Source organism: Methylobacterium sp. J-059, assembly GCF_022829485.1.
In the GTDB taxonomy this organism is placed as follows: Bacteria; Pseudomonadota; Alphaproteobacteria; order Rhizobiales; family Beijerinckiaceae; genus Methylobacterium.
In genome coordinates, this window is the sequence record NZ_JAKSYA010000157.1 from 18,992 (window position 1) to 39,767 (window position 20,776).

Here is a 20,776-nt window from a genome sequence, read left to right on the forward strand (position 1 = left end):
GCCTCCTGCGCGGTGTTGCAGGCCGCCAGGAGACCGGTCAACAGCAGGACGCTGCCGGAGCGGCGCAGAGGCCGGCCGACACCGGGGAATGAGAACGGGATCATCGGTCCAGTCCCGTGCTGCGCGAATCGGTGCGAGATCTGTCGGACGCGGTGTCGAAGGGACCGAACCGATCGCCGTCGTGCGCCTCGGCGGTGCGGGATGGGTCCCCCTGCGTCGGGTTCGGGGCATCCGCATGGGCCAGCGTGCCGGCGGGCGGCAGCGGCAGCGCAGCCTGCGATGTCGGACGGTCCATGCCGTTCCAGGCCGGCAGCAGGGTGAAGCCGTAGCGTTCGTAGGGCATCGCCGGGACACCGGGCACGCGACGAGCAATCAAAGGTTGTAGCGCCTTGGCGTCGCGCAGAAAATCCGCTTCGCGGCCACGTTCGGACGGCTCGGGGAAGCGGAACGGATTCTCGGCGGCGACCGGCAAGGGAAACTCGCCGCGCCGCACGGGCAACGCCCGGCCGAGGACCGCCGCCGGGACCGGCTTGGGGACGCGAACCTGAGCGGCGGCGGCTGCCCGCGCGACCGGCGGGTCGCGGACGGGGTCGCAGGGTCCCGATGCCTGGGCGTCGGGCGCCGGCAAGACCAGATCCACCACCGTCGGGAACAGGCCATCATAGCGGTTCACCACCTCGAGGAACTCGCGGGTCTTCTTCAGGCGGCTCAGGGTGAGCGCGTAGCCCAGAACGGCGGCTTCCTGGGGCTTCCATGCGCTCGCACGCTGGAACCAGTCCGCGGCGGCCTCGAACTGGCAGGCGTTGTAGGCGTACCAGCCCAACGCCTGCGCACCCTCGCCGGAGGTCGTCATCAGAACGAGCTTGGCGAAGCGGTCAAGGCGCGCGGGATCGACGGCCGCGACCGGTGGCCGTGTCAGCCGGCGTCCCATCATGTCGAGGTAGAGCGCCGCGTTGGTCACGGACGGGCCACGCCACGCATAGGCGACTTCCTCGGCTTCGCGCTCCTGCCCCAGCTCGCGAAGCGAGAGGGCGAGGCCGGTCGCGATCCGCGCATCGCCCCCGCGGGCGATGGCGGCCTTGAACCAGTCGAGCGCCTCGCGGAACTGGCGGCGGTGATAGGCATACCATCCGAGCAGGCTGAGCTCGGCGGGGTCCGCCGCCTTGCGCACGGCGTCGCTCAGCGCCGCGAGGTCCGCCGGTTCGATCTTCCCGGCCGGCTCCTCGTGCAGCACGGCCGCGATCCGTGCCCGCGTGACGTCGGGGCGAATCGCCTGGAACTCGCTGCTCCCGTCGGCGGCGGAATGGCCCATGGCGAGCAGCGGCTCGACCTGTGCCATCGGCAGGTTGGCCATCGCCTTCTGGATGGTGGCGAGCCGCAGGGCGGTGTCGGTTTGACCGGTCAGGATGGTGCGGTAGGCGTTGACGGCCTGGGCCGTGTAGCCGGTGCGCGCGTAGGCCTCGGCGACGGTCCAGGCGATGTCGATGTCGAGGTTGCGCAGGGTGTCCGGTGCGGCGTCGACGCGGGCGCGGATCCGGTCCCAATCGCCCTTCGCCTCAGCGGCCTTGACCTCGCTGCGCAGGGTCCCGCGGTTGAGCTTGCGCGCGAGGTCGTCCGAGGGACGCCATTCGGGATCGGCCGCCTGCCGCGCGGCGATCGCCGCACGCACCTCGTTGACCCGCCCCGCGGTGAAGAGGTCCCAGAGCGGAGCCTCCTCCGGGGGGCTCGGCTTCAGCGTGTCGAGGTCGGTCGGCACGGTCCAATTGGGATAGCGCCGCCGCAGGCGGGCGATCTCGGTCTGCACCCGCTCGTTCTGGCGCTGCGCGGCGTAGTAGCGAAGCCCACTCTCGTCGACGATCTCCGACGACGGTGCGTTGGTCGCGCCGAGGATCACCGGCGCGCGCCGGTCGTCGCGCAGGACGGTGCCTGACGCGTCCGGCGCGCCCTGTGCCCGCGCCTGGGTCGCCGTTCCCGCCACATCGAGGCTCAGGCCCGCCAGCAGCGACAGGGCTGCGCCGCCTCGTCTCAACGCCCGAGACATGAGCGATACCTCGTGTTGGCGGCGGCGAGCGCCAGGAGATGGAGGGTGGCGGGGTAGTAGTTTTCGGAGACGGCCGGCTCGGCGAAGCTCGGCGGCAGCGCGGCACCGGTCCCGGCGCAGGCGGCCAGGGCGGCCACGGCCGCGTAGCCGGGCTCCTGAAGGTGGCCCACCGTCTGGTCGCTGTTGATGTCGAGGATCGGCATGCCCGCGGAACCGGATGCGGACCAGAGCTTCACGAAGGGTTCGTAGGCCTTTCGGTCTTCGTATCCCGCCATCGCGAGATAGAGCGGCACACGGACCGCGTTGTAGGAGAAGGTCGCCGTAAAGCCCTCCGCCGGCTTCGGCACGCCGCCGCGCATCGCGATCCATTCGGTCGGCAGCCTCGACGTGCCGAAGCGGGCGCGCGTCATCAGGTCGAGCCCGGCGGTATTCAGGCGTGCCCAATCGAACTCCGGCGCGAGCGCGGCGAGCCGCGGAAAGGCCGGGAACACCCAGTACGACAGGTTCACGACCGGGCCGTCCGCCCGGTCCTCGGCCGAGAAGCCGGCGATGGCCGGCAGGAGCAGGGGCCCGCCTTCCGCCTTGAACAGGACGGTGCGCCGCGCGACGTCGACGGCGATGCGGCGGCCCGCGAGGCGGTACCCCTCGTCCGACCATGCCTCGGCGGCCTCGGCCAGGGCCCAGGCGACGAGGATGTCGCCATCGGTGGCATCGTTCACGTCGGCCACGCCCGGCCGCTTGTCCGGCTCCCAGCGCCAGGCGAGCAACGCGTCGGGACGGACCATCAGGTTGGCTCGGGTCCAGCCCCAGATGCGCTGGAAGGCGTCGCGGTCTCCCGCCGCGACGGCCAGCAGCATGCCGTAGCCCTGGCCCTCGCTGTGGCTGATGCGGCCGTTGCCGGTATCGACCACGCGGCCCTCGGGCGTGACGAAGCGGCTCCGGTAGCTGCGCCAGGCACCGATATCGCCGATCGCGTTGAACATCGTCGGCGGTCCAGCCGGGCGGGACGATGCCTCACCGACGCCGTCCGGCGGCGCGGGCGCCTGCGCCGCCGCCGGCAGCGCGAGGAGAGGAAACAGGAGAAGGGCGGCGAGGCGCCGGCGCAAGGGGCTCATCGGTCGGACTCCCGGTCGTCCCCGTCGGCGTCCCGCCGCGCGTCGGGGATCGGCTGGCTCCTGCGGCCGACTCCGCGGAGCATCGCCTGCGTGCTGAGGCCGAGAAGGACGGCCGCCGCGAGCAGGGTGAGGACGAAGGTGTTGGGATTGGTCGAGAACCACCCCGCCAGCACGAGGCGCGTGTTCTCGAAGGTCCGCGGAACGGTCTCCACGATCTGGCCCTGGCGCGCGGCGAAGGTGGTCAGGGCACCGTCGTTGGCGTCGAGGGCGGCGACGCGTCCCTCGAGCTGGTTCCACACGACGGGAGCGCTCAGGCAGATGGCGGAGGCTTGAAGGGCGGCACCGTTGGGTGCGGTGAAGACGGTGATCGCCGTGTCCGGATCGTGGCCCGCCATGCCCTGGCCGACGACGAGGGATGCTTCGATGCCGATCGTCACCGGATCCTCGCGCACTTGATCCGTGAGCCACCCCGTCGCCGCGGCCATGGTCTCGGTTGCCGCGCTGCCGAGCCTGCCCGTCGCGTTCGACAGCATGTCGCCGACGGAGTCGCGGTTGCGCACCGCGGTGCTCCAGGACGAGACGAGATCGCGGGTCTCGCCGTCGCTGTCCGCGTCCCGGGCGCGGCGCGGCATCACGAGAGCGGTCCGCGAGGCGGACGCCGGCAGGGCGCAGGCCGGCGGCACGTCGTTGCGGAGACGGTCGAGGCTGAGGCCCGGGGTCGCATCGGGCTGGGCGGGCGACGGCAGCGCCGTCGCCCGCGTCTCCCAGATCCGCCGGATCTGCTCGGGGTCGAGCCCGACCGCGCGCAGCACCTCCGGATCGAGGGCGCGGGCCGGCGCCACGACCACCGTCGGCGCCCTGCGCAGAAGCGCGTTCTCGTTTCCGATCTCGAAGTCGATGGGGCGACCTGCGGCGAGCGCGAAACGGACCGCGATGGTGGCGGCGGCCGACATCGATTCGCGGTCCGGCGTCGGCACCACCAGCCGCGGCCGTTGCGCGGTCCGAAGGTAGGGCAATCCACCGCTGGCGGTCGCCGCGAGTTCCGGCAGGCGCAGCGCGCGTGCGAGGGGGGGAAGCGTCAACGTCGTGTCGTTGAGGAACAGGAAGCGCTTCGCCTCGACCCCGCTGTCCTCGCAGGTCCGGTCGGCCCGCGACGGCAGCCGCGCCGTGATCTCGATACGGTTCCGGCCGGGTCGCCAGCGGCCGAGCGGCAGCGGCATCGCCAAGCTGCGGAAGACCTCGCCCTCGGCGCGGGGGAGCGTGTCGCTCGCGACGTTGCGCCCGTTGACGTCGACGATGACCTGCGCGCCGGTCTCGAGGCCGGCCGCATAGCCGCCCGCCATCGACAGGATGGCCTTGCCGTAGTCGGCCGGGATGAAGTCGACGGGGAGGGTCACGTCGAAGCCCGTCCGGAACAATCGCCCGGAGAACTCGCGATTCTGCACGCCGAATCGGGACAGGGGCACCGTGGTGCCGCCGCCGAGCTCCAAGCCGCGGGCGAGCGCGAGCTGGCGCAGGCCCTGCGGGCTGCCTTCGGCGACGCGCGAGGCGGAGGCGGTGAGCACCCCACCGGCGGATTCGATCTCGGCGGCTCCGCTGCCGGGCACGATCAGGGTCGCGGCCCGCTCCGCGTTGGCCGGGAGGAAGACGAGAGCCTGCCCCGTCGCGGCCTGGGCCGCATCGATGCCGGGCAGGTCCCGCAATTCGTCGGCCGAGCCGATGACCAGGTTGAGGCCCGCAGGCCCCTGGAGCGGTGCCCCGAACTCGACGGAGACGTGGGCGTAGCGGCCCGCGAGCGCGACGCGCTGCACCAGGGCGATGATCTTCTCGAAGGTCGAGAACCCCGGCTTGCTCCGGAGCACCACGCGCAGCGGCACGAGGCCGCGCGCATCCGGTGCCACCGCGGGCAGGTCGCGCAGGGACCGCACGGTTTCGACGCCCGCCGGCATCACGAGACCGGTCCAGGACGGGTCGATTTGGGTCCACAACTCGTAGGTTGCGGCCAGCGAGCAATCCACACGGTGACGCTGGACCGCCGAGATCGCGATCGCATTGTACCCGGCCTTGAGCACGCCCGCGGGGATGTCGAACTCGATCACCTTGACGGCACCGGGCGCCTTGATCGGCGTACGGCCGAGGACGACGTCGTTGACCGCCGCGGTCAGGAACGAGGCTTCCGGGACCACCGAGATGGCGGCGAGGTAGCCGACGCGAAGCCGCAGCCGCTCGCGTGCCTGCTCGGCCGTGACGTAGACCGGCCATTGCATGGCGTCCTCCTCGCCGCTGAGCCGCAGGCTCTCGCCGGTCGCGGGAAGCGGGCGCTGGGGCAGCGATACGGCGGCCTGCGACACGGGGACCGGCGTCCCGGCCTCCGGGCCGTCCGGCGACGGGCCCTCGGCCCGGCGCGGGGGGCGTGCCGCCTCGTCCGCTCCGGGAATCGTCAGGGCGTGCGGAGCCCCGCGACCGAGGAAGCTCTGCGCCCCGGCGCAGGGAGCCAGGAGCAGGCCAGTCGCCAGCACCATCGCGGCCCGGAGGCAGCGGAGCGAACGCGCGGCGATCGCACGGGCGGAGGGGAGATCAATCTGAGCCATGTCTCAGCCGGCGCTTGGGTGGGGCGAGTCCGAATTGCGCCGGCGGTCGCGGACGAGCGCGGCGTTCTCGGCGTCCAGCATCATCTGGAGCCAGCCCGGCGTCGCATCCTCGACTTTCGGCACCGGCTTCGCGCTCCGGACGGCGATCTCCGACGATCCGACGTTGGCGGCCGGCTCCGCGCGGGCGCCGTCGACGAGCCGGCGATGCATCGTCACCGTGCGGGGGAGCGGCACCTCGACCTGGGGCGCTGCGGCGGGGACCGGTGCCGGGTTGCCCTTGAGCAGGTATGCCGCCGCGCGCACCGGGCCGACGACTCCCCACCAGACGAACTGCAGGATCCCGGCGAGGAGGTTCTTGTGACCGCGCCGGCGCTGCTGGAACCGGGCCATCGCGTCCGCGTCGCCGTACATGAGGTCGGCGAGGACGAAGTACGCCTCGGGCGGCAGGGTCTCGAAGTCGAGCCGCCACACGGATTCCTCGCCGGACGCCGTCATCGCCGTGAGCCGCACCGGAATCGCGGCCCGGACGGCCTCCGCGGACAACCCGTCGCGCGGCGGAACCGAAAGCAGGCCCGCGTTGGTGTCGGTGCTCCGCTGCATCGGAACCACGGCATCCATGCGGACTTGGCAGCCGGCGCTCGAGATGCGCTCGACGGCCACGTCGACCGCCATTCCGTTGAGGGTGAGGACGGCGCGGCGGTCGACGGCCAGCGACGGGCTGGTCTCGGTCTGGCGCCGCTCGGCCGCAACGCCCAGAGCGGCACCGGCGGTGATCAGGTTGAAGCCGTTCCACAGGCCGACCACGAGCATCAGGTTGGTGACGCCCGGCTCGAACAGGTAGCGATAGCTCGCCACGCAGCAGCCCGTCAGCAGGACCGCGAACACCAGGAAGAAGGGCAGCGCCAGGGGGGAGAGCTGGTCGCGGTCCAGCGTCACGTTCTTGGCCGTCACCTTGAACTGGGGCCTGCGCGGCGACAGGATCACCGCCGCCGTCGCCCGGATCAGGAACAGGCCCTGGACGTATTCGTACAGCTCCGACACGAACGGCCAGCGCACGCGGCCATAGAGATAGTTCTGCATCATCAAATTGACGAGGATGTAAGTCGCCGTATAGGCCACCGCCTCGTCCACGTTCGCGATGACGATCTTCATATCGAGGAAGATGTACAGCAGCGGCGCGATCATGAAGATCAGGCGCGGAATCGGGAAGAACCAGAACGTCATGCTCGACAGGTAGCACAGGCGTTGGATCGGCTTGAGGCCGCGCTTGAACATCGGGTTCTTCAGAAGCATGATCTGGAGCATGCCCTGGCACCAGCGCGAGCGCTGGCCGATGAAGTCCGAGAGCGTCGCCGGCTGAAGCCCGGCGATCAGCGTCTTGTCGACGTAGACGCTGGTCCAACCGCGCGAATGGAGCTCGAAGGCGGTCTCGCAATCCTCGGTGATGGTCACGCCCGAGAAGCCGCCGGCCTCCTCTAGGGCGGTCCGGCGAAGGAGCGCGGCCGAGCCGCAGAAGAACGAGCCGTTCCACTTGTCGAGGCCGCGCTGGCCGATCGCGTAGAACATCTCGTTCTCCGACGGCATGCGATCGAAGGTGGCGAGGTTCCGTTCCACCGGGTCGGGATTGAGGAAGGCGTGCGGCGTCTGCACGAGGAACAGCTTCGGATCCTCGGCGAAGTGGCCGACGGTGTCGCGCAGGAAGGAGCGGAACGGCACGTGGTCGGCATCGAGCACCACTACGACCTCGCCGCCGGAATTCTGGAGACCGTTGTTCAGGTTGCCCGCTTTCGCATGCAGGTTGCGCCTCCGGGTCAGGTAGGAGACACCGAGCTCCGCACAGAGCGTCTGCAGGTCCGCCCTGCGCGTGCGCGCCTCCTGCGCGGCCGCCAGATCGGAATCGGTGCATTTCTGATCAGTCCCGCCGTCGTCCAGAAGCCAGACCGTGAGCTTGCCGGCCGGGTAATCGAGGGAGCGGGCCGCCGCCAGCGTCGTGGCGAGGATGTGCCGGTCCTCGTTGTAGCTCGGCACGAAGATGTCGACGGACGGCAGGTCCGCATCGTCATCCGCCGGCACGAGGGCGCGCGTCAGCGGATCAGCGTTCACGATCAGGCTGACCATGAGGATGTAGAAGCAATAGACCTCGGCCAGCGCCAGCGTCACGCCCGCGGCGAAGCCGAACGGATCGGTCGTTGGCGGCAGCGTGCTCGACAGGCGCCAGTAGAGGTAGCGCAGCACGATGAGGCTGCCGACCGCCAGGAACACCGAACGCCCGACCTGCCCCCGCGCGAACAGCCAGAGGAGGATCATCAGACCGATCGCGCCGAGGCTCATCTCTAGCTGAATCGAGGTTCCGACCGGCTGTGCCAGCAGAAGCAGCACCACGGCAGCACTCACAAGCCAGACTGCACGCACGAGGACGGATGTCACGGGCTCGATTCCTCGAATCAAAGAATGCCGCGCATCGCGGGAGTCTCGGATGCAGGCACGGTTACTGCCGGATTGCGGCGCTCAACGGTTGTCTTTCGGCCGGAGGTTCATCAGAAGGCTGCTCGACCTTCGACGCTGGTGTAATAACCACCCTTTTGGATCCGATCATATGCGTAGCCGGCGCCAACGGAGAACTTCATTGGCCCGATGGTGAATCCGGTAAGATGAGCGCCCAATCGCCACTGGTTGAAGAATGCATCACCCAGCAGCGTCGCCTCCGGGCCGACGAAGACACCATCGGCCACGGCAAAACCCGCCCGCATGCGGACATAGTAGGCGCTGAACAGCGTCGAATAAGAGGCGTTGGCGGCGAACAGAGTGTTCGCCGTCGGATTGAGATAGAGATCGGCGGCGACCTTCGCGCCGATGCCGGTTCCGAGCACGGGATTGTTCGGATCGATGACGGACAGCGAATTGCTGCGGATGTTCACGCCGACGTAACCGGCGAGCGCGGCCTGCTGCCAGATCCATTCATAGCCCAGCATGGCGGTGCCCTCCTCCTGCTCGCCGCGCACGGTGCGGCCGGTGGAGGACGGATAGGAATACGTACCGGCCACGCCCTGCAGCCGGATGCGCGGACCGCTCTCGTTGAGCGGGGTCACGGGCGCGATCGTCGCGGTGACGACACCGAACGCCGAGCTGTTCGAGGTCACGGTGGCTGCGGAGTCGATCGCGACGATGTAGTCGTCCTGCACGGATTCCCGTTCCGCGCCGGTGTACCAGTCGGCCGCCGCGACGACGTTCGGCGTAGCCAACGTCGCAATTGCTCCGAAGACACAGAGACCAGCGCGAATCTTCGTCATGATGTCGTCCGAGGGTGCAGGCGGATCATCGCGGCGCGCCGATGTCCCGCGGCACAAAGAGCTTCATAAGGATTAAAGGATGGTTAACGCCCAATATCTGGGACCTCTAAATGTGCTTTGATTATTCAACCATTGGTTGTAGTGGCGATATATTGCCCAGATCTGCAGTCTAAATTTGCTGACTTTGTAGGCTTTCTGCGCGGATCACGATGCTGAATTGAGGCCGTGCTGTTCAATAGAATGTCTCAGGCGATCAGGTGCAAAGTTTCAGACGGGAAGCTGTCGGTAAGTCAATCTTCGAGCTGGAACACGCACAGGTAAGACCTGCCCGGAGATCCGGAGCCAAGAGGTGGCGACACCGGTCGCAATCGACTCCGTGACATCGGTGCGCTCGTCGGCGGTGACGACGCCGATAGAAGGTTGGACGCCGATCCGGACGGGCTCACGATCCAAAGCTCCGCCGGCAATACGCTATGTCGCCCCCCCTGATCGACGAGAGAGGGACGATGTTTCCTTCCGGCTGGTCCGCGACAGGATGCGCGTCGCGAATCTGCGCCGGCCGGGCAGGACGCCCTGTGGCCTTTTTCCTACACGTAGGAAATCTCGTGCAACACGGCGCTTCGACGCGGCGAAGCGGAGATCAAAGACCCTCCACGCGCTCGATCAATGAACGGGCGTGAACAGGATCGATCGCCTTCATTCGGCGCGATAGATCGACGTCGTCAGGAACCGAAGACCGTGCAGCCCCCCGCAACGCGGAGCTGTGTTCCGGTCGAGAGACGGACAACTCCAGATCAGCGCAAGCGATCGGGACGTCGACTTCGAGCGAACCGGCGTCCCCGTGCCCGGTCAGGCATCACGCAGCATCGGCGCGGCGCGACGGCTTGGTCGCGCCGGCGAGGGCATCGACGAGATCCTGCGAGCTGAACGGCTTGCGCAGTGTTTGGACCGCAGCGTTGCCCCGGAGAGGGATCGCGTCGGGTGCCATCAGCACGATGGCCGTCGCCGGATGCGTGCGCGACACGACGTCGGCCAGAAAGACCCCGTCCACCGCCGGCATCGCATGCGCGCACAGCAGGACGGCGTAGGCGCGGGACTCGGCGAGAGCCTCGCTCGCCTCCTCCGTCGACGCCACGGGCGTCACCGCATAGCCGCGACCGATCAGGCTCTCGGCCGTCGAGGCGCGAAGGACGGCATCGGGCTCGACGAGCAGGACCTGTTCCGCCTCACGGGCGGGATCGGATGGCACAAGGCTCTCCCGTGCGATCGGGAACGTCAGGGTGATGGTGATGACCGCGTTCGCAGTCGCGACGCCGATGGCCCCACCGATCGCGTCCATCTGGTCCCGGACCGCGGCGACGCCACGATCGGCCCGGAAGCCGTCCGGGGCCGAGAATCGGGCCCGCAGGCCGATCTGGGCGTCGCCGTGATCAGACGCCTCCTCGACCGAAAGCGTCACGATCGCATCGGTCGGGAGGGAGGCGCGTGCATCGCTGGCGACGTTGAGCAGGGCGACTTCCAATTCGCGAATGCCGCATGCGAGCTCCGGCAGGGGGCCCGCCCACGGCGTCAGCACGAGCCCGGGCAAGATCGCCGCGCGGATGAAGTCGACGGTCTCGGTCACGACGCGCGCGGCGTCGCCGTTCTGCACGACCGGGCTGTCGGGCTGGACGAGGGCCAACATGCGCTTCAAGAGTGCGGAACCACGGGCGACATCGCGCCGTGCGGTCTCCATCGCGTTGTCATCCGCGAAGGCGGCATCGTTTTCGATGTCGCGCAGGTCGGCCCAGATCGCGTCGAGGGCGCCGCCGATGTCGTGCGCGATCCCCGCGACGATCGCCTGTGCCGGGAAGGCGGCCGGCGGTTCACCGACCTCCGCCAGCACGGCCCCCGGCGCGACCGATCCGGTGGACGGCGCGGGAAGGGCGACCTGGGCGATCTCACGCGTCAAGGCGTGGAGACGGACCGGTTGCCCGTTGAGCGCGACGGCGGTGAGGCGCAGGACCAGGCGGCGGCCTGCACTGTCATCGGGACCGGCGAGAGAACGAATGACCGCCTCTCGGATGGAGCCGGGCTCCTCGCACACGGCGCGCATCGTGTTCTTGAGCAGCGCGCGGTCGTCGACCTCGATCCGCGCGAGCATCTCCTCGAGCGTACACGCCCGCTCGGCGGCATTCTCGACCGCGGCGGCCGCGCCGTCTGCCCAGGTCACCTGCCCGTTCCGCAGGTCGACCTCCCAACTCGTGAAGCCCCCGAGCAGCCTCGCCGAGCGGACGCGGTCGCGGCTGCGTGCCAGGGCTCCCCGGGACTCCCCGAGCAGGCGCTCCCGTCCCTGGCTCCGTCCGATGCAGGCGCCGACGGCATCGGCCAGGTTGGCGAGATCGGCGGTGGGCACATCACGACGGAGCAGATCCACCCGGTCCTGACGGGCCGCGTCGGCGATCCGTTGCACGTTGCGGCCGAGCCGTCCCCCGACCGCGCCGCCGATATAAGCCGCGCCGAGGGCCGCCGCGGCGAGGGCGAGGAACGTGGCGGGGCCTGCGCCGGCGGCGTCCTCGACGAGATCGCGCTGTTTGACCGAAACGATCCAGCCGAGCCCGGCGCCTTCGGCGATGGCTGCGGTGGCCTCATGGGTTCGACCCACCTGCGCCAAGCCGGTCGACCGGTGAAGCGAACGCCCGCCGGCATTCATGACTTGAATGGCGGAGTCGCGTGCCGCACCCCCGAGGTTGCGGCGCAGGGCGGCGACCACCTCCTGGATCCAGTCCGGCTTGAGCTGGACCGCGAGGACGCCGATCTCCGTTGTGCCGCCGGCGCGAACGGGCGCGCCGATGATCACGTTCGGCGGGACGTCGCCGCCCGTGCGGGTGCGATCGCTCGCATCGCCGATCACGATCCCGGATAGGCCGCGCGAAAACCAGGTCGTCCCAGACACGTCGGCGCCGGCGAGCGATCCGCTCGCGGTGACCAGCACGCGACCGCTCCTGTCGGCGACGAGGATGTCGGCATATCCCGGATGAAGAGCACGCCAGCGTCCGAGGACTTGCTGAACCGTCGTCCCGTTCCCCTCGCGCCCGAGCACCGTGTTTTCCGCAGCAAGGCTGACATCACGCCCGACCGTCGCCAATTCCTCGCTCAGCCTGTCGGAAATCAGGTTCGCCGTACGACGGACGTCCGCTTCGCTCCTGCGCGCAGTCTCCGCAGCATCTTCAGAGCCGACGAGCAGCACGCAGGCACCGCCGGCAAGCACCGCGACCACGAGGATCGCGGCCAGCAGGACCCGAAGCGAAATCGATCGTCCCATATGCATCATCTGCGCCCAAAGAGGCTTGTCGCCATCCGGTCAAGCAGATCAGCAATTCGATAGACATGGTTAAAAAACGGTTAATGATCTCCCATATCTGAGAAAACAGACCTTTCGACAAAAGTTCCGATCGGCGCGCCCCTGGGTTGCAAAGTTGCGGCAGCAATCCGGTCCATCGCAGTGACGATGGCCGAATCCGTTTTCTGCCGATCCAAATCCAGCAGCCCGAACGATGAGCGGATCAATTCACCCTCGGCAGGATCGCGATACCGAAATGTGAAGGCCAAGCCCATGCTGCTCAGAGGATCACCGCGTGACATCACCGGCCTCGCGTGGATGGCCAGAGGTCGACCGGCAGGCGAGATCCGAGTGACGCCGTAGGACCTGGCGAGCATTCTCAGCGCTCTCTTCATGGGATGGAATCAGGTGACTGATTGGCTCCGTCAGGGCGGCACTTCCATGGGGAACCTGGCACAGAACGCGGCCTTCGCAGCGCAGCATTTCGAAACATTATCAAAGTCTTGAATAAAATCATGTCGCGCGCGCAGACGCTTGGGCTCTCACCGCGTCGCCGCAGCCTCGATCAAGCGCCGGCTCTTGCTTGATCGGACATCTCGACGACGATTGTGAAACCCTCGGACGTGGCGTCGAACCAAAAGACGAACCTCTTCGCGTCGAACCAAAAGACGAACCTCTTCGAGCCGGTGAACCAAGCTGAGAAACGGCTGCTCCCGACAATCTGCTCGGTGGCAATTTCGCGCCAGTTTCCATTCGGCTCCGAAGCGCGGACCTACAACCAAAGCGCTCCCCCAAATCGCCATTGAGCCCGCAGATGATCCGTACGACAACACCCGCAACGAGATAAGAGCTATTCCAAAAGGGCATGTGAGGAAGGCGAATATTGTCATGCCGGATCGGACTGCAAACAATCTTGCGACGGATAGCGATCTCGCCAAAATCGATGCGGGATTGCCACAGCGCTTGCATGCTCTCGACGCGGTTCGTGGCCTTGCAGCCGCCATCGTGCTCAATCATCACTGCCTTACGATCATTCCCGCTTACAGCGACTATTTCTACTCCGACTGGACAACGGAAGCGAGATCCGTCACGGAATATATCCTGTTCTATACCCCATCGAGAATTTTCTGGTCGGGCTATGAAGCGGTCACGCTCTTCTATGTCCTGAGTGGCTTGGTGCTGGCTTTGCCTTGGATCGAAGGACACCCTCCGCAGTATCGCGCATTCTTGGTCAAGCGCATCTCCCGAATTTATCTTCCGTATGTTGCGATTATTGCGATTGCGGCCGTTGCAGTCTATTTTCTTCAACCGATTTTTCATATTTCCGGGGGCAGCAATTGGATCAATACCGAAACTTGGTCGGCACCTGTTACGATCGAAAACCTCGTGCAGCATGCACTGATGCTGGGGCAGACGAACTTCCGCCTCAACGGAGCTGTTCATTCCCTTGTTTGGGAAATGCGTGTCTCGCTCCTGTTTCCTCTGCTTATGATACCCATGATCTCATGGAAATGGAGAGCATCATTAATTCTTATCCTGGGATGCTTTCTCATCGTAGCAGCAATACACGTCCTCCTCAGATCCGTGCCTGAGACTTCATTGACCGGAACCATTTTGTGGGAACTCCAACATACTGCCTATTACACGATATTTTTTGTCATCGGCGCCTCGATGGCCCTCAATCTGGATAGAATCCGGCGGTTCTTCGAGACGACCTCAAGATACCACGCTGGCGAGTTCGTGATGTGTGCCGGCCTGCTGATGGTTCAAACTCATTGGTCGCAGACACACGCCTTTCACAATATTGGCGTCGCAACCGGATCGGTTTTCGTCATATCCGCAGCACTCGCGCCAGGTCGGATCGAACGTTTTTTATTGGCTCCGCCGCTACAATTCCTGGGAAGGATTTCATACAGCGTCTACCTCGTGCAAGTGCCAATTCTGGCGGCCGTCACGTTTTTTCTCCAAAACGTCCTTCCCCTTTGGTCCATGATAATTATTGTCTATCCCTTAGTATTGACGAGCGGCTGGGTCTTTCATGTTCTGATTGCCGAACCGTGCGCGCGGCTTGGAAAGCGCATCACGAGGCTGCAACAGCAAATTCCGCAACGTCCGATATCGATCAAACAAATTGCGTCGAGTCGCGTCCCATCATGAAGCGACGGCTTAATCGTTTTGTATCCTGCGGCATTGCTGCTGTTTCGACATCCTAGCGGTGTGAAGCCGCATGCTCGCCGGATGGCGGTTCAGGGATTTTGGACGGTACGGGTAGCCGTCACGTCCGCCCGCGACTGTTCAACCGCGCGCAGCGCCGCCTTTTACGGGTGATGCCTTGCCGGGCGAAGATTCGAGCCAGCGCGCCTGTGCTGGTTGCCACGCCCTGCACGGCCCGGGCATCGCGCAGTTCGTCCAGACAGATCGCAGGATGCGCTTCGTAAGTTGCTTGGATCGGATTGGCTTGGACCTCGATGGCCTGCGAGCGCTGATCGCTGCGCTGCGCCCACGATGCGATCTGTCCCTCCTTCCGCACGCGCTTCGCCCAGCGGCTGGCACGCGACACGCTGACTTCGAAGCGGGCGGCGGAGCCATGGCAGGTCGCGCCTCCCCGTCAGGGTCGCAACAACCCGCTCGCGCAGATTGATCAACAGGGATGACGGCATCGGAAACGCTCCTCAGCCCATCAACGCCTTACCCAAAAACCCGCCGCCAACCGACGGGGCGTAGATCTCAGCTCCAGCAGGCAACGACAAATAAAACCGATTGTCGATGGGCATATTTCTATATCCCAAAATCGAACACGCCGTATTGTATTTCTACTCCGTCTGACAGATAAATAATATCGTTGAAAGCACTGACTTGACCTTAAGTACCGAATCAATAATTTCATAGATAGTCTTGTTAGACGGTATTTGATTGTCAATAATTTTGAATTAGGAACGATCTCAGTCTATTGGAGATTTGTAATAGAAATCAACTGTGCTGGTCGGAAAGTATGATATCCTTAAGTCTTGGCGATAACGATGTCGCGTTGTGTATTTCGATTCTCGATCCCGAATTGGGTTGGGATCACTTCCAAGCACGAATTTTCCATTGGGCGATCGGTTGAAAAGTCTCGCAAGCATTTCGAGAACGAGAAATGATCCGCAGCCCCTGACGTTATCATCCGAAGCGCCGTCCATGTAGAAATCCAAAGCACCGAACTGGATCCCGCTAAAGGTCGCCTTATTCGATTTATTGATTTGCAATCTAGCGCTATACGAATTGCTTCCAGAACTCAGCAATCGAGTAAGGTACATCCTTACCATCCCATAAAGACTGCACTTGACCGACTTTCTTCGATACATCTTGTATCGACTGAAAACCAGAGACGGAATATGGCGTATGAATTGTATACCAGTCTTTATTTCTATATCATAATTTTGAGTATTTTCTGCAAAATATTTAATGTTCCTTCGGATGTTGTTGCTAACGTTTTTTACATAATGATTCCACGTCGGCCATTGAGAAAAATCCACCGCTTCGACGACATGGTCATGGACTTCGATAATATAAGCTCCTCGAATACACTCAATCTCGTCTTCTCGCGGATCTTCTAGATTGAAACGTGACCCATAAACGTATCGTCCGTCACCCAGAGCTTCAAGAGCCATTCTCATAGCCTCACTCCAAAGATGCTCATGACCTTGAAGGAGACAAATTCCTGGGTGAAACTTTAGGTTCCTAAAACCTTTTGTGATCAAAAATTGGCCGATTTTCTTTTTCGTTCCTGATTCACCGTTGGTCCAAATATCAAATCTTTGAATACGAAAAACTCCCTGCTCCAATGCTGCCGTGACTCGTGCGTGCCGAATGGTTGCCTGATAGGTCGCCCCGCACGCCATTGCGAACTCGTCGAACAGATCTTCGGTCACGGTTGATTTTACAACAAAGATGTCAGGTTTTTTATTATATACTCTATGGTACATATCGCACCTCATTTATCGATTTACATGCGATCGACTAAACTGCTACAGTGGTTGACAGCTAAATAGATCCTTGATAATAAGTCGCACTCCTGAACCCCATTTTTCAGCTCAAAAGTTTTGGTAAAATCATTTTTAGCTGACGCTGGAACTGCGTCGAATCTTTTGATGTGCTAGAATGCGTTCAAATACGCGCCCAATACAGTATTTACAACCAAAACAAACAGGCTATTTGTAGATTGCTTGGCTCGTTGGTGGATTTCCAGATCCGCAATCGGAGCGCTCTTTGTGGGATGCCTTCAATTTTCCCGTTGAGGTATAACGCAATCTTCAGAGCGGCGTAAACAGTTTAAGGCATCTTCGCAGTGAACTAACGCCGCATGGAGATCTAGGATTTGCCCTTTCATAGGGGGCAGCTTCGTCAATCACCCGACGCCATCAATGCAGGAAAGGCTCGAATGAAGCATCCAGGGTTTACGATCTGATCGAACCATACCTGCATCTATCGGAGAACGGCGACCCGCGGGTGAAGCTCGCTTCCTCGATAGAATTCGAAATTTGGCCTGTCCCCTGAATGTCCATCTTCCTCAAGGTATGGCTTTAAGCCATGCGGAAGCGAATTTGCACCCACGGCTGCCGCTCGGCCGAACGGGACGCAGATCGGGAAGTTGACGTCCCAGGTATAGGGCAAATTAGGCTCGTTCGATGCATGCGTCATCGACTCGTGCAACGAGACTTCGTCCCGACGCGAGAAAATGGTTCGCTCAGAGAAAACGCTGACGAAGACCGTCAATCCTTCATGTTGTCTCAGCTCTGGAGCTTGGTGGCTTGCATGGCCTCCGCCAGCCGCCCGACCGGGGCGCAGTCGTCGGCGTCGGCGGGCGTGACGCGCAGGGCCAGAAGGTGGCCAAGCGTCTCGACGGCCAGACGGATCATGGAGCTTTTCTTGCGCTTGGCTTCATCGTAGCCGGCCCGCGCGCCACTCTCGGGCATCGAGCGCAGGGTCCGGCCGTCGAGAATGGCGGCACTTGGTTCTGGATTGGGGCCGGTGACGAGGCGCGGCAGCGTACGGGATTCGTCGGCGAGTTGCTCGAAGCCGCCGCCGCCAGCCAGCGCCGCGCTTGCTGGTAGACGGCTTCCCAAGGTGGCAGATCGTGGGGCATCCACCGCCACGGTGCCCCTTGTCTTCATCACGTGGCGCAGGCCGTCGAACACCTCGCGCAAGCCGTGCTCGCCTTGCCCCGCATCCTCACGCAACAGCGTCGGTACGAGACGACCAGCGCCCATTCGTCATCGGAGACATCGGATGGGTAGGATCTGCGTGAAGAGATCATGCCCCTTCATCTGGTATTTCCGAATGACGGTCCATAACAGCCTCCAGACGCTCTAAGCTGCTGCTATAATGACAGATTTCTTGCGCGCAAGTTTCGCGAATGCCTCGTCGGGAAGGCCGAGATTATTGGCCAGAAGATGTGCCGGGACACGTTGCACCCAGTCCGACAGCGACGTTTCCTGATAGGACCCGCTGTCGAGCACGCCTACGACTTCGCATTCCTCCTTGCCGATATTCTGCACCGTGTGACCACACCCGCGTGGCAAGTAAGCACAATCTCCAGCGGAAAGTTCGGCGACAGAGAGCCGCTTGTCCGGGGCAAAGAGCGTCACGCGCGTCCGTCCGCGAGAAACGTAATGCCATTCATTTGCGTTTGGATGCCAGTGCGGCTCGTGCAGAGCGCCGGGCTGGAGCCTCAACAACATACCTGTCATGCCCGCGGACATTGGATATTCTTCGGCAGAGGCAATCGCCAGCGATCCGCCGTCCGAGCTCGTCTGGGGACCGGCTGCCAGCATCGGGTATCGGTGCGTGCGGGATCGGCTGAGCACCTTGGTGGCCCGGGATTGCGGCCCGTCGAGAGGCATCAGAGCGCCCTGACGAATATAGACCTCGCCGGATGGGATGCCTGCGATCGAGTCCTCGGGCATCCCGAAGACCTGCGCCATCATCGCAGGGTCTAGCCGGCTCGCCCAATCGCTGAGACCGAAGGTTCCATGCTCTCCATAGAGACCGTCGTTGAAGGCGAGAATGGCGTGGCAGGGTTCAGCCCCCAGGGTCTGAATGGCGTGGCTGTGACCTTTTGGGAAATACCACAGGTCGCCCGGCCCATAATTCGCGACCTCCATCTCCCCGCTCGGGTCCACCACGGTCACTTGGCAGCGACCGGCAAGGATATACGCCCATTCATCCGACGTGTGCCAATGCATCTCGCGGACGCCGCCAGCGTTGAGATAAAGATGTGCTCCGGCGATGTCCGTTGCGATAGGAAGTATTCTCGCTGTCACGTCTCGCGCCCAGCCGCCCGATGTCGCTTTGAGCGAGCCTTTGTCGAGCGAGGTCGTGAAACTGACGGCATCGCCCACCTTGCGTGGGATCGTCGATGCGAATTTTGAAGCAGGGGCCACATCGTACCCGGCCGCATGTCCGTCTGCTTCGGCGGCCGACGAAGTCCGCACTGAGAGCGCACCGGCCGCCAGAGTGATGCCGCCGAGGATCGCCCGACGCGTGCCGTCCATCATCGCCAAGAATCCCTTCGACAACCAGGAGAGGAGAGTCACAGTATTTCTAGACTTCGATCTATATGATTGGCTCATTCGCGCAAGTGATTGTCTTGATATATAAGTAATTCAAATCAAAAATTATCAGTGTTCAGCGATATGAATGCAAATTGAATCACAGAATTACTATCTCGCCATCCCGTTCTTTGTATCGGATCGATTGCAGCGGTCCATCGCCGCAAGTGCGCCCTCGATACCCGAAACGTCGAAATCAGCATCTCCCTCGGGAAACCGCACGAAAACCGTCCGGCTCAGCGACAGCTTGCGGACTTCCCTGTCGAGTATACGACAGTACAGGATCGTCCCCTTGCCGATCCAGGTTGGGACGGGGCTGATCGTTTCATTCCCGGCTATCAGATCTGATTTAAGACTTTCACCCTCGGACCAATTCCATCTTTCATAAGACAGCATGAATACGATTTGCCCGTCCGATCTCGTAATCCCGACCGAATTTTGAGCTCCCCCGTCCGTCATATCGCGATAGGAATGGGTCATTTGACAGGGAAGCGGATCGTTGTTTCGAAGTGTCTTATTGATGTCCCAGCCTTCGACGGTTTCGATGAACATCTCCTCCCGTGAATCGACGGGAGCCGAAGACAGCAACAACCCTGCGGACAATATCAATGCAATTTTGTGACAATATTGAAATTGCATGTCCATCATTCCGAATCGTAACGGGGACGCCGACCTAGGGTGCGTTCCACGACCCGGCCATAGAGCGGGCGGAGGATGTCGTGACCGGTGGCGAGGGTGTCGCTGTCGCCCGGTCGGTCCCGCGCGGCCCCTCGGCACCGATCGGAGGGCCGGCCGATCGTGTTCCGTCCCTGGGCGGACCGTCCAAAAGGCCCACCCAGCGGCCGTCCAACCCCCGAGCCAGCAGGCTCAACGCGAGGACGACGAGGAGGAGGCCGGCGGCCTTGTTCATCCGGCCGAGAACATGATTGGTGACACAGCGCCGGAACAGGGACACGGCGGTGTTGAGCACGACCCACCAGCTGAACGAGCCCAGGAAGACGCCGACCGCCAGCGCCGGAAGCGGCGCGGCCGCGCGCGCGAGGAGGGCCGGCATGGCGGCCAGGAACAGCACGGGGGTGATGGGATTCGCCAGGGCCAGCACGACCGCGCTGCCGTAGCTCGCGGCGAGGGTGTGGCGGCGCTCGCCGCTCACGTGCAGGACCGAAACGCTGCGAAGCACCCGGATTGCGAGGCCGAGCAGCACCGTCCCCGAGACCAGGGAGAGCACGGCCCCGTTCGAGAACGCCGCCGCCAAGTCCGCGCTCCAGCGCACCATCAGCCCCCCGTATGTCAGATGCACGGTGGCGACGCCGAGCCCGGTGGCGACGCCCGTCGGCAGGCCCCCTGCCAGCGTGCGCTGGACGCAAAGCAGGCTCGTCGGCCCGATCGGCGCGGCGATAGTCAGCCCAAGGCTCGCGCCGGCGAGCAGGGCCGTGGCGATGACGCCCATGGCGGCGGCACTGCGTTCAGTCGTCTTCCCGGCGGTCGAGGGGCGAGGCCACCGCCCGGGGCTCGGGCGCGGCATTGTCGGCGTCCGGGCACCCGATTTGCGCGCGCTCCAGGGCCGAGGATGCTTGGGCGCAGGCGATGTCCGGCATGTCGTTCAACTCGTCGGCCCGGATCCCGGTGCAGGACAAGACGACGATGAGGCTGGCGACGATTGTTCTCATGGCTGATCCTTCCGCGAGCCGACAATCTAGGGATGGTTGAACCCCGAGCATCCTCCGTCTGGCGGATGGCACCGCCTGCGCCGCCGCAGGCCCGCCGCGGACGTCTCGGCCGAACAGGAAAGCTCCGCCACGTCAGGCCTTTGCACGGCTTCACCCA

The 20,776-nt window shown here is 64.1% G+C and carries 14 protein-coding genes and 1 pseudogene; 1 reads left to right on the forward strand and 14 read right to left on the reverse strand.

The annotated features are described in order from the left end of the window. Window positions 1–100 precede the first annotated feature (100 nt). From MKK55_RS23510 to MKK55_RS23540, 7 genes are all read right to left on the reverse strand, one after another. Entirely contained in the window at window positions 101–2,041 is a 1,941-nt protein-coding gene (locus MKK55_RS23510; protein ID WP_243937888.1) for a hypothetical protein, read from the reverse strand. Continuing rightward, entirely contained in the window at window positions 2,026–3,156 is a 1,131-nt protein-coding gene (locus MKK55_RS23515) for a glycosyl hydrolase family 8 (protein ID WP_243937889.1), read from the reverse strand. The genes MKK55_RS23510 and MKK55_RS23515 overlap by 16 nt, the downstream gene beginning before the upstream one ends. Then, a complete protein-coding gene (locus tag MKK55_RS23520) occupies window positions 3,153–5,747 on the reverse strand; it encodes a cellulose biosynthesis cyclic di-GMP-binding regulatory protein BcsB (RefSeq protein WP_243937891.1) in 2,595 nt (864 codons plus the stop codon). The genes MKK55_RS23515 and MKK55_RS23520 overlap by 4 nt, the downstream gene beginning before the upstream one ends. 3 nt (window positions 5,748–5,750) lie before the next feature. Then, window positions 5,751–8,183 (reverse strand): UDP-forming cellulose synthase catalytic subunit, encoded by a 2,433-nt coding sequence (gene bcsA / locus MKK55_RS23525; RefSeq protein ID WP_409566117.1) that lies wholly within the window; start codon window positions 8,181–8,183, stop codon window positions 5,751–5,753. A 101-nt stretch (window positions 8,184–8,284) separates the two neighbouring features. Beyond that, window positions 8,285–9,037, reverse strand: a complete 753-nt coding sequence (gene bcsS / locus MKK55_RS23530; protein ID WP_147725596.1) for a cellulose biosynthesis protein BcsS — start codon at window positions 9,035–9,037, stop codon at window positions 8,285–8,287. Between the two features lie 856 nt (window positions 9,038–9,893). After that, window positions 9,894–12,341 carry a response regulator gene (locus MKK55_RS23535; RefSeq protein WP_243937895.1) on the reverse strand — a complete coding sequence of 816 codons (2,448 nt, stop codon included), beginning with the start codon at window positions 12,339–12,341 and terminating at the stop codon, window positions 9,894–9,896. Window positions 12,342–12,421: 80 nt separating this feature from the next. Beyond that, entirely contained in the window at window positions 12,422–12,661 is a 240-nt protein-coding gene (locus tag MKK55_RS23540) for a hypothetical protein (RefSeq protein WP_243937897.1), read from the reverse strand. 586 nt (window positions 12,662–13,247) lie between these two features. Here MKK55_RS23540 and MKK55_RS23545 point away from each other — a divergent pair. Continuing rightward, complete coding sequence (locus tag MKK55_RS23545; RefSeq protein WP_243937899.1) at window positions 13,248–14,516, forward strand: acyltransferase family protein; 1,269 nt, start codon at window positions 13,248–13,250, stop codon at window positions 14,514–14,516. Window positions 14,517–14,634: 118 nt separating this feature from the next. On the opposite strand, the gene MKK55_RS23550 is transcribed toward MKK55_RS23545, so the two are convergent. The 7 genes and pseudogenes from MKK55_RS23550 to MKK55_RS23580 all read right to left on the reverse strand — a co-directional run bounded on the left by MKK55_RS23550 (window position 14,635) and on the right by MKK55_RS23580 (window position 20,619). Further along, window positions 14,635–14,919 (reverse strand): hypothetical protein, encoded by a 285-nt coding sequence (locus MKK55_RS23550; protein WP_243937901.1) that lies wholly within the window; start codon window positions 14,917–14,919, stop codon window positions 14,635–14,637. A gap of 382 nt (window positions 14,920–15,301) precedes the next feature. Continuing rightward, window positions 15,302–16,324, reverse strand: coding sequence for a hypothetical protein (locus tag MKK55_RS23555; RefSeq protein WP_243937903.1), 1,023 nt, complete (start codon window positions 16,322–16,324; stop codon window positions 15,302–15,304). A gap of 822 nt (window positions 16,325–17,146) precedes the next feature. Next, window positions 17,147–17,655, reverse strand: a pseudogene (locus MKK55_RS23560) (transposase); the annotation flags it as partial. A 52-nt stretch (window positions 17,656–17,707) separates the two neighbouring features. After that, window positions 17,708–18,934, reverse strand: coding sequence for a cupin domain-containing protein (locus tag MKK55_RS23565; protein WP_243937905.1), 1,227 nt, complete (start codon window positions 18,932–18,934; stop codon window positions 17,708–17,710). Between the two features lie 126 nt (window positions 18,935–19,060). After that, complete coding sequence (locus MKK55_RS23570; protein ID WP_243937906.1) at window positions 19,061–19,597, reverse strand: hypothetical protein; 537 nt, start codon at window positions 19,595–19,597, stop codon at window positions 19,061–19,063. A 25-nt stretch (window positions 19,598–19,622) separates the two neighbouring features. Beyond that, the gene (locus MKK55_RS23575; RefSeq protein WP_243937909.1) at window positions 19,623–20,399 is read right to left on the reverse strand and encodes a LysE family transporter; all 777 of its coding nucleotides are present in this window, start codon (window positions 20,397–20,399) and stop codon (window positions 19,623–19,625) included. A 16-nt stretch (window positions 20,400–20,415) separates the two neighbouring features. Further along, window positions 20,416–20,619 carry a hypothetical protein gene (locus MKK55_RS23580; protein ID WP_147725588.1) on the reverse strand — a complete coding sequence of 68 codons (204 nt, stop codon included), beginning with the start codon at window positions 20,617–20,619 and terminating at the stop codon, window positions 20,416–20,418. Window positions 20,620–20,776 lie beyond the last annotated feature (157 nt).

Bases quoted from the DNA above. Each gene is read 5' to 3' on its own strand.
- MKK55_RS23555 (WP_243937903.1), bottom strand. From the start codon at position 16,324: ATGTACCATAGAGTATATAATAAAAAACCTGACATCTTTGTTGTAAAA.
- MKK55_RS23510 (WP_243937888.1), bottom strand. From the start codon at position 2,041: ATGTCTCGGGCGTTGAGACGAGGCGGCGCAGCCCTGTCGCTGCTGGCG.
- bcsS (WP_147725596.1), bottom strand. From the start codon at position 9,037: ATGACGAAGATTCGCGCTGGTCTCTGTGTCTTCGGAGCAATTGCGACG.
- MKK55_RS23515 (WP_243937889.1), bottom strand. From the start codon at position 3,156: ATGAGCCCCTTGCGCCGGCGCCTCGCCGCCCTTCTCCTGTTTCCTCTC.
- MKK55_RS23575 (WP_243937909.1), bottom strand. From the start codon at position 20,399: ATGGGCGTCATCGCCACGGCCCTGCTCGCCGGCGCGAGCCTTGGGCTG.
- MKK55_RS23570 (WP_243937906.1), bottom strand. From the start codon at position 19,597: ATGATGGACATGCAATTTCAATATTGTCACAAAATTGCATTGATATTG.
- MKK55_RS23520 (WP_243937891.1), bottom strand. From the start codon at position 5,747: ATGGCTCAGATTGATCTCCCCTCCGCCCGTGCGATCGCCGCGCGTTCG.
- MKK55_RS23540 (WP_243937897.1), bottom strand. From the start codon at position 12,661: ATGTCACGCGGTGATCCTCTGAGCAGCATGGGCTTGGCCTTCACATTT.
- MKK55_RS23545 (WP_243937899.1), top strand. From the start codon at position 13,248: ATGCCGGATCGGACTGCAAACAATCTTGCGACGGATAGCGATCTCGCC.
- MKK55_RS23580 (WP_147725588.1), bottom strand. From the start codon at position 20,619: ATGAGAACAATCGTCGCCAGCCTCATCGTCGTCTTGTCCTGCACCGGG.
- MKK55_RS23535 (WP_243937895.1), bottom strand. From the start codon at position 12,341: ATGGGACGATCGATTTCGCTTCGGGTCCTGCTGGCCGCGATCCTCGTG.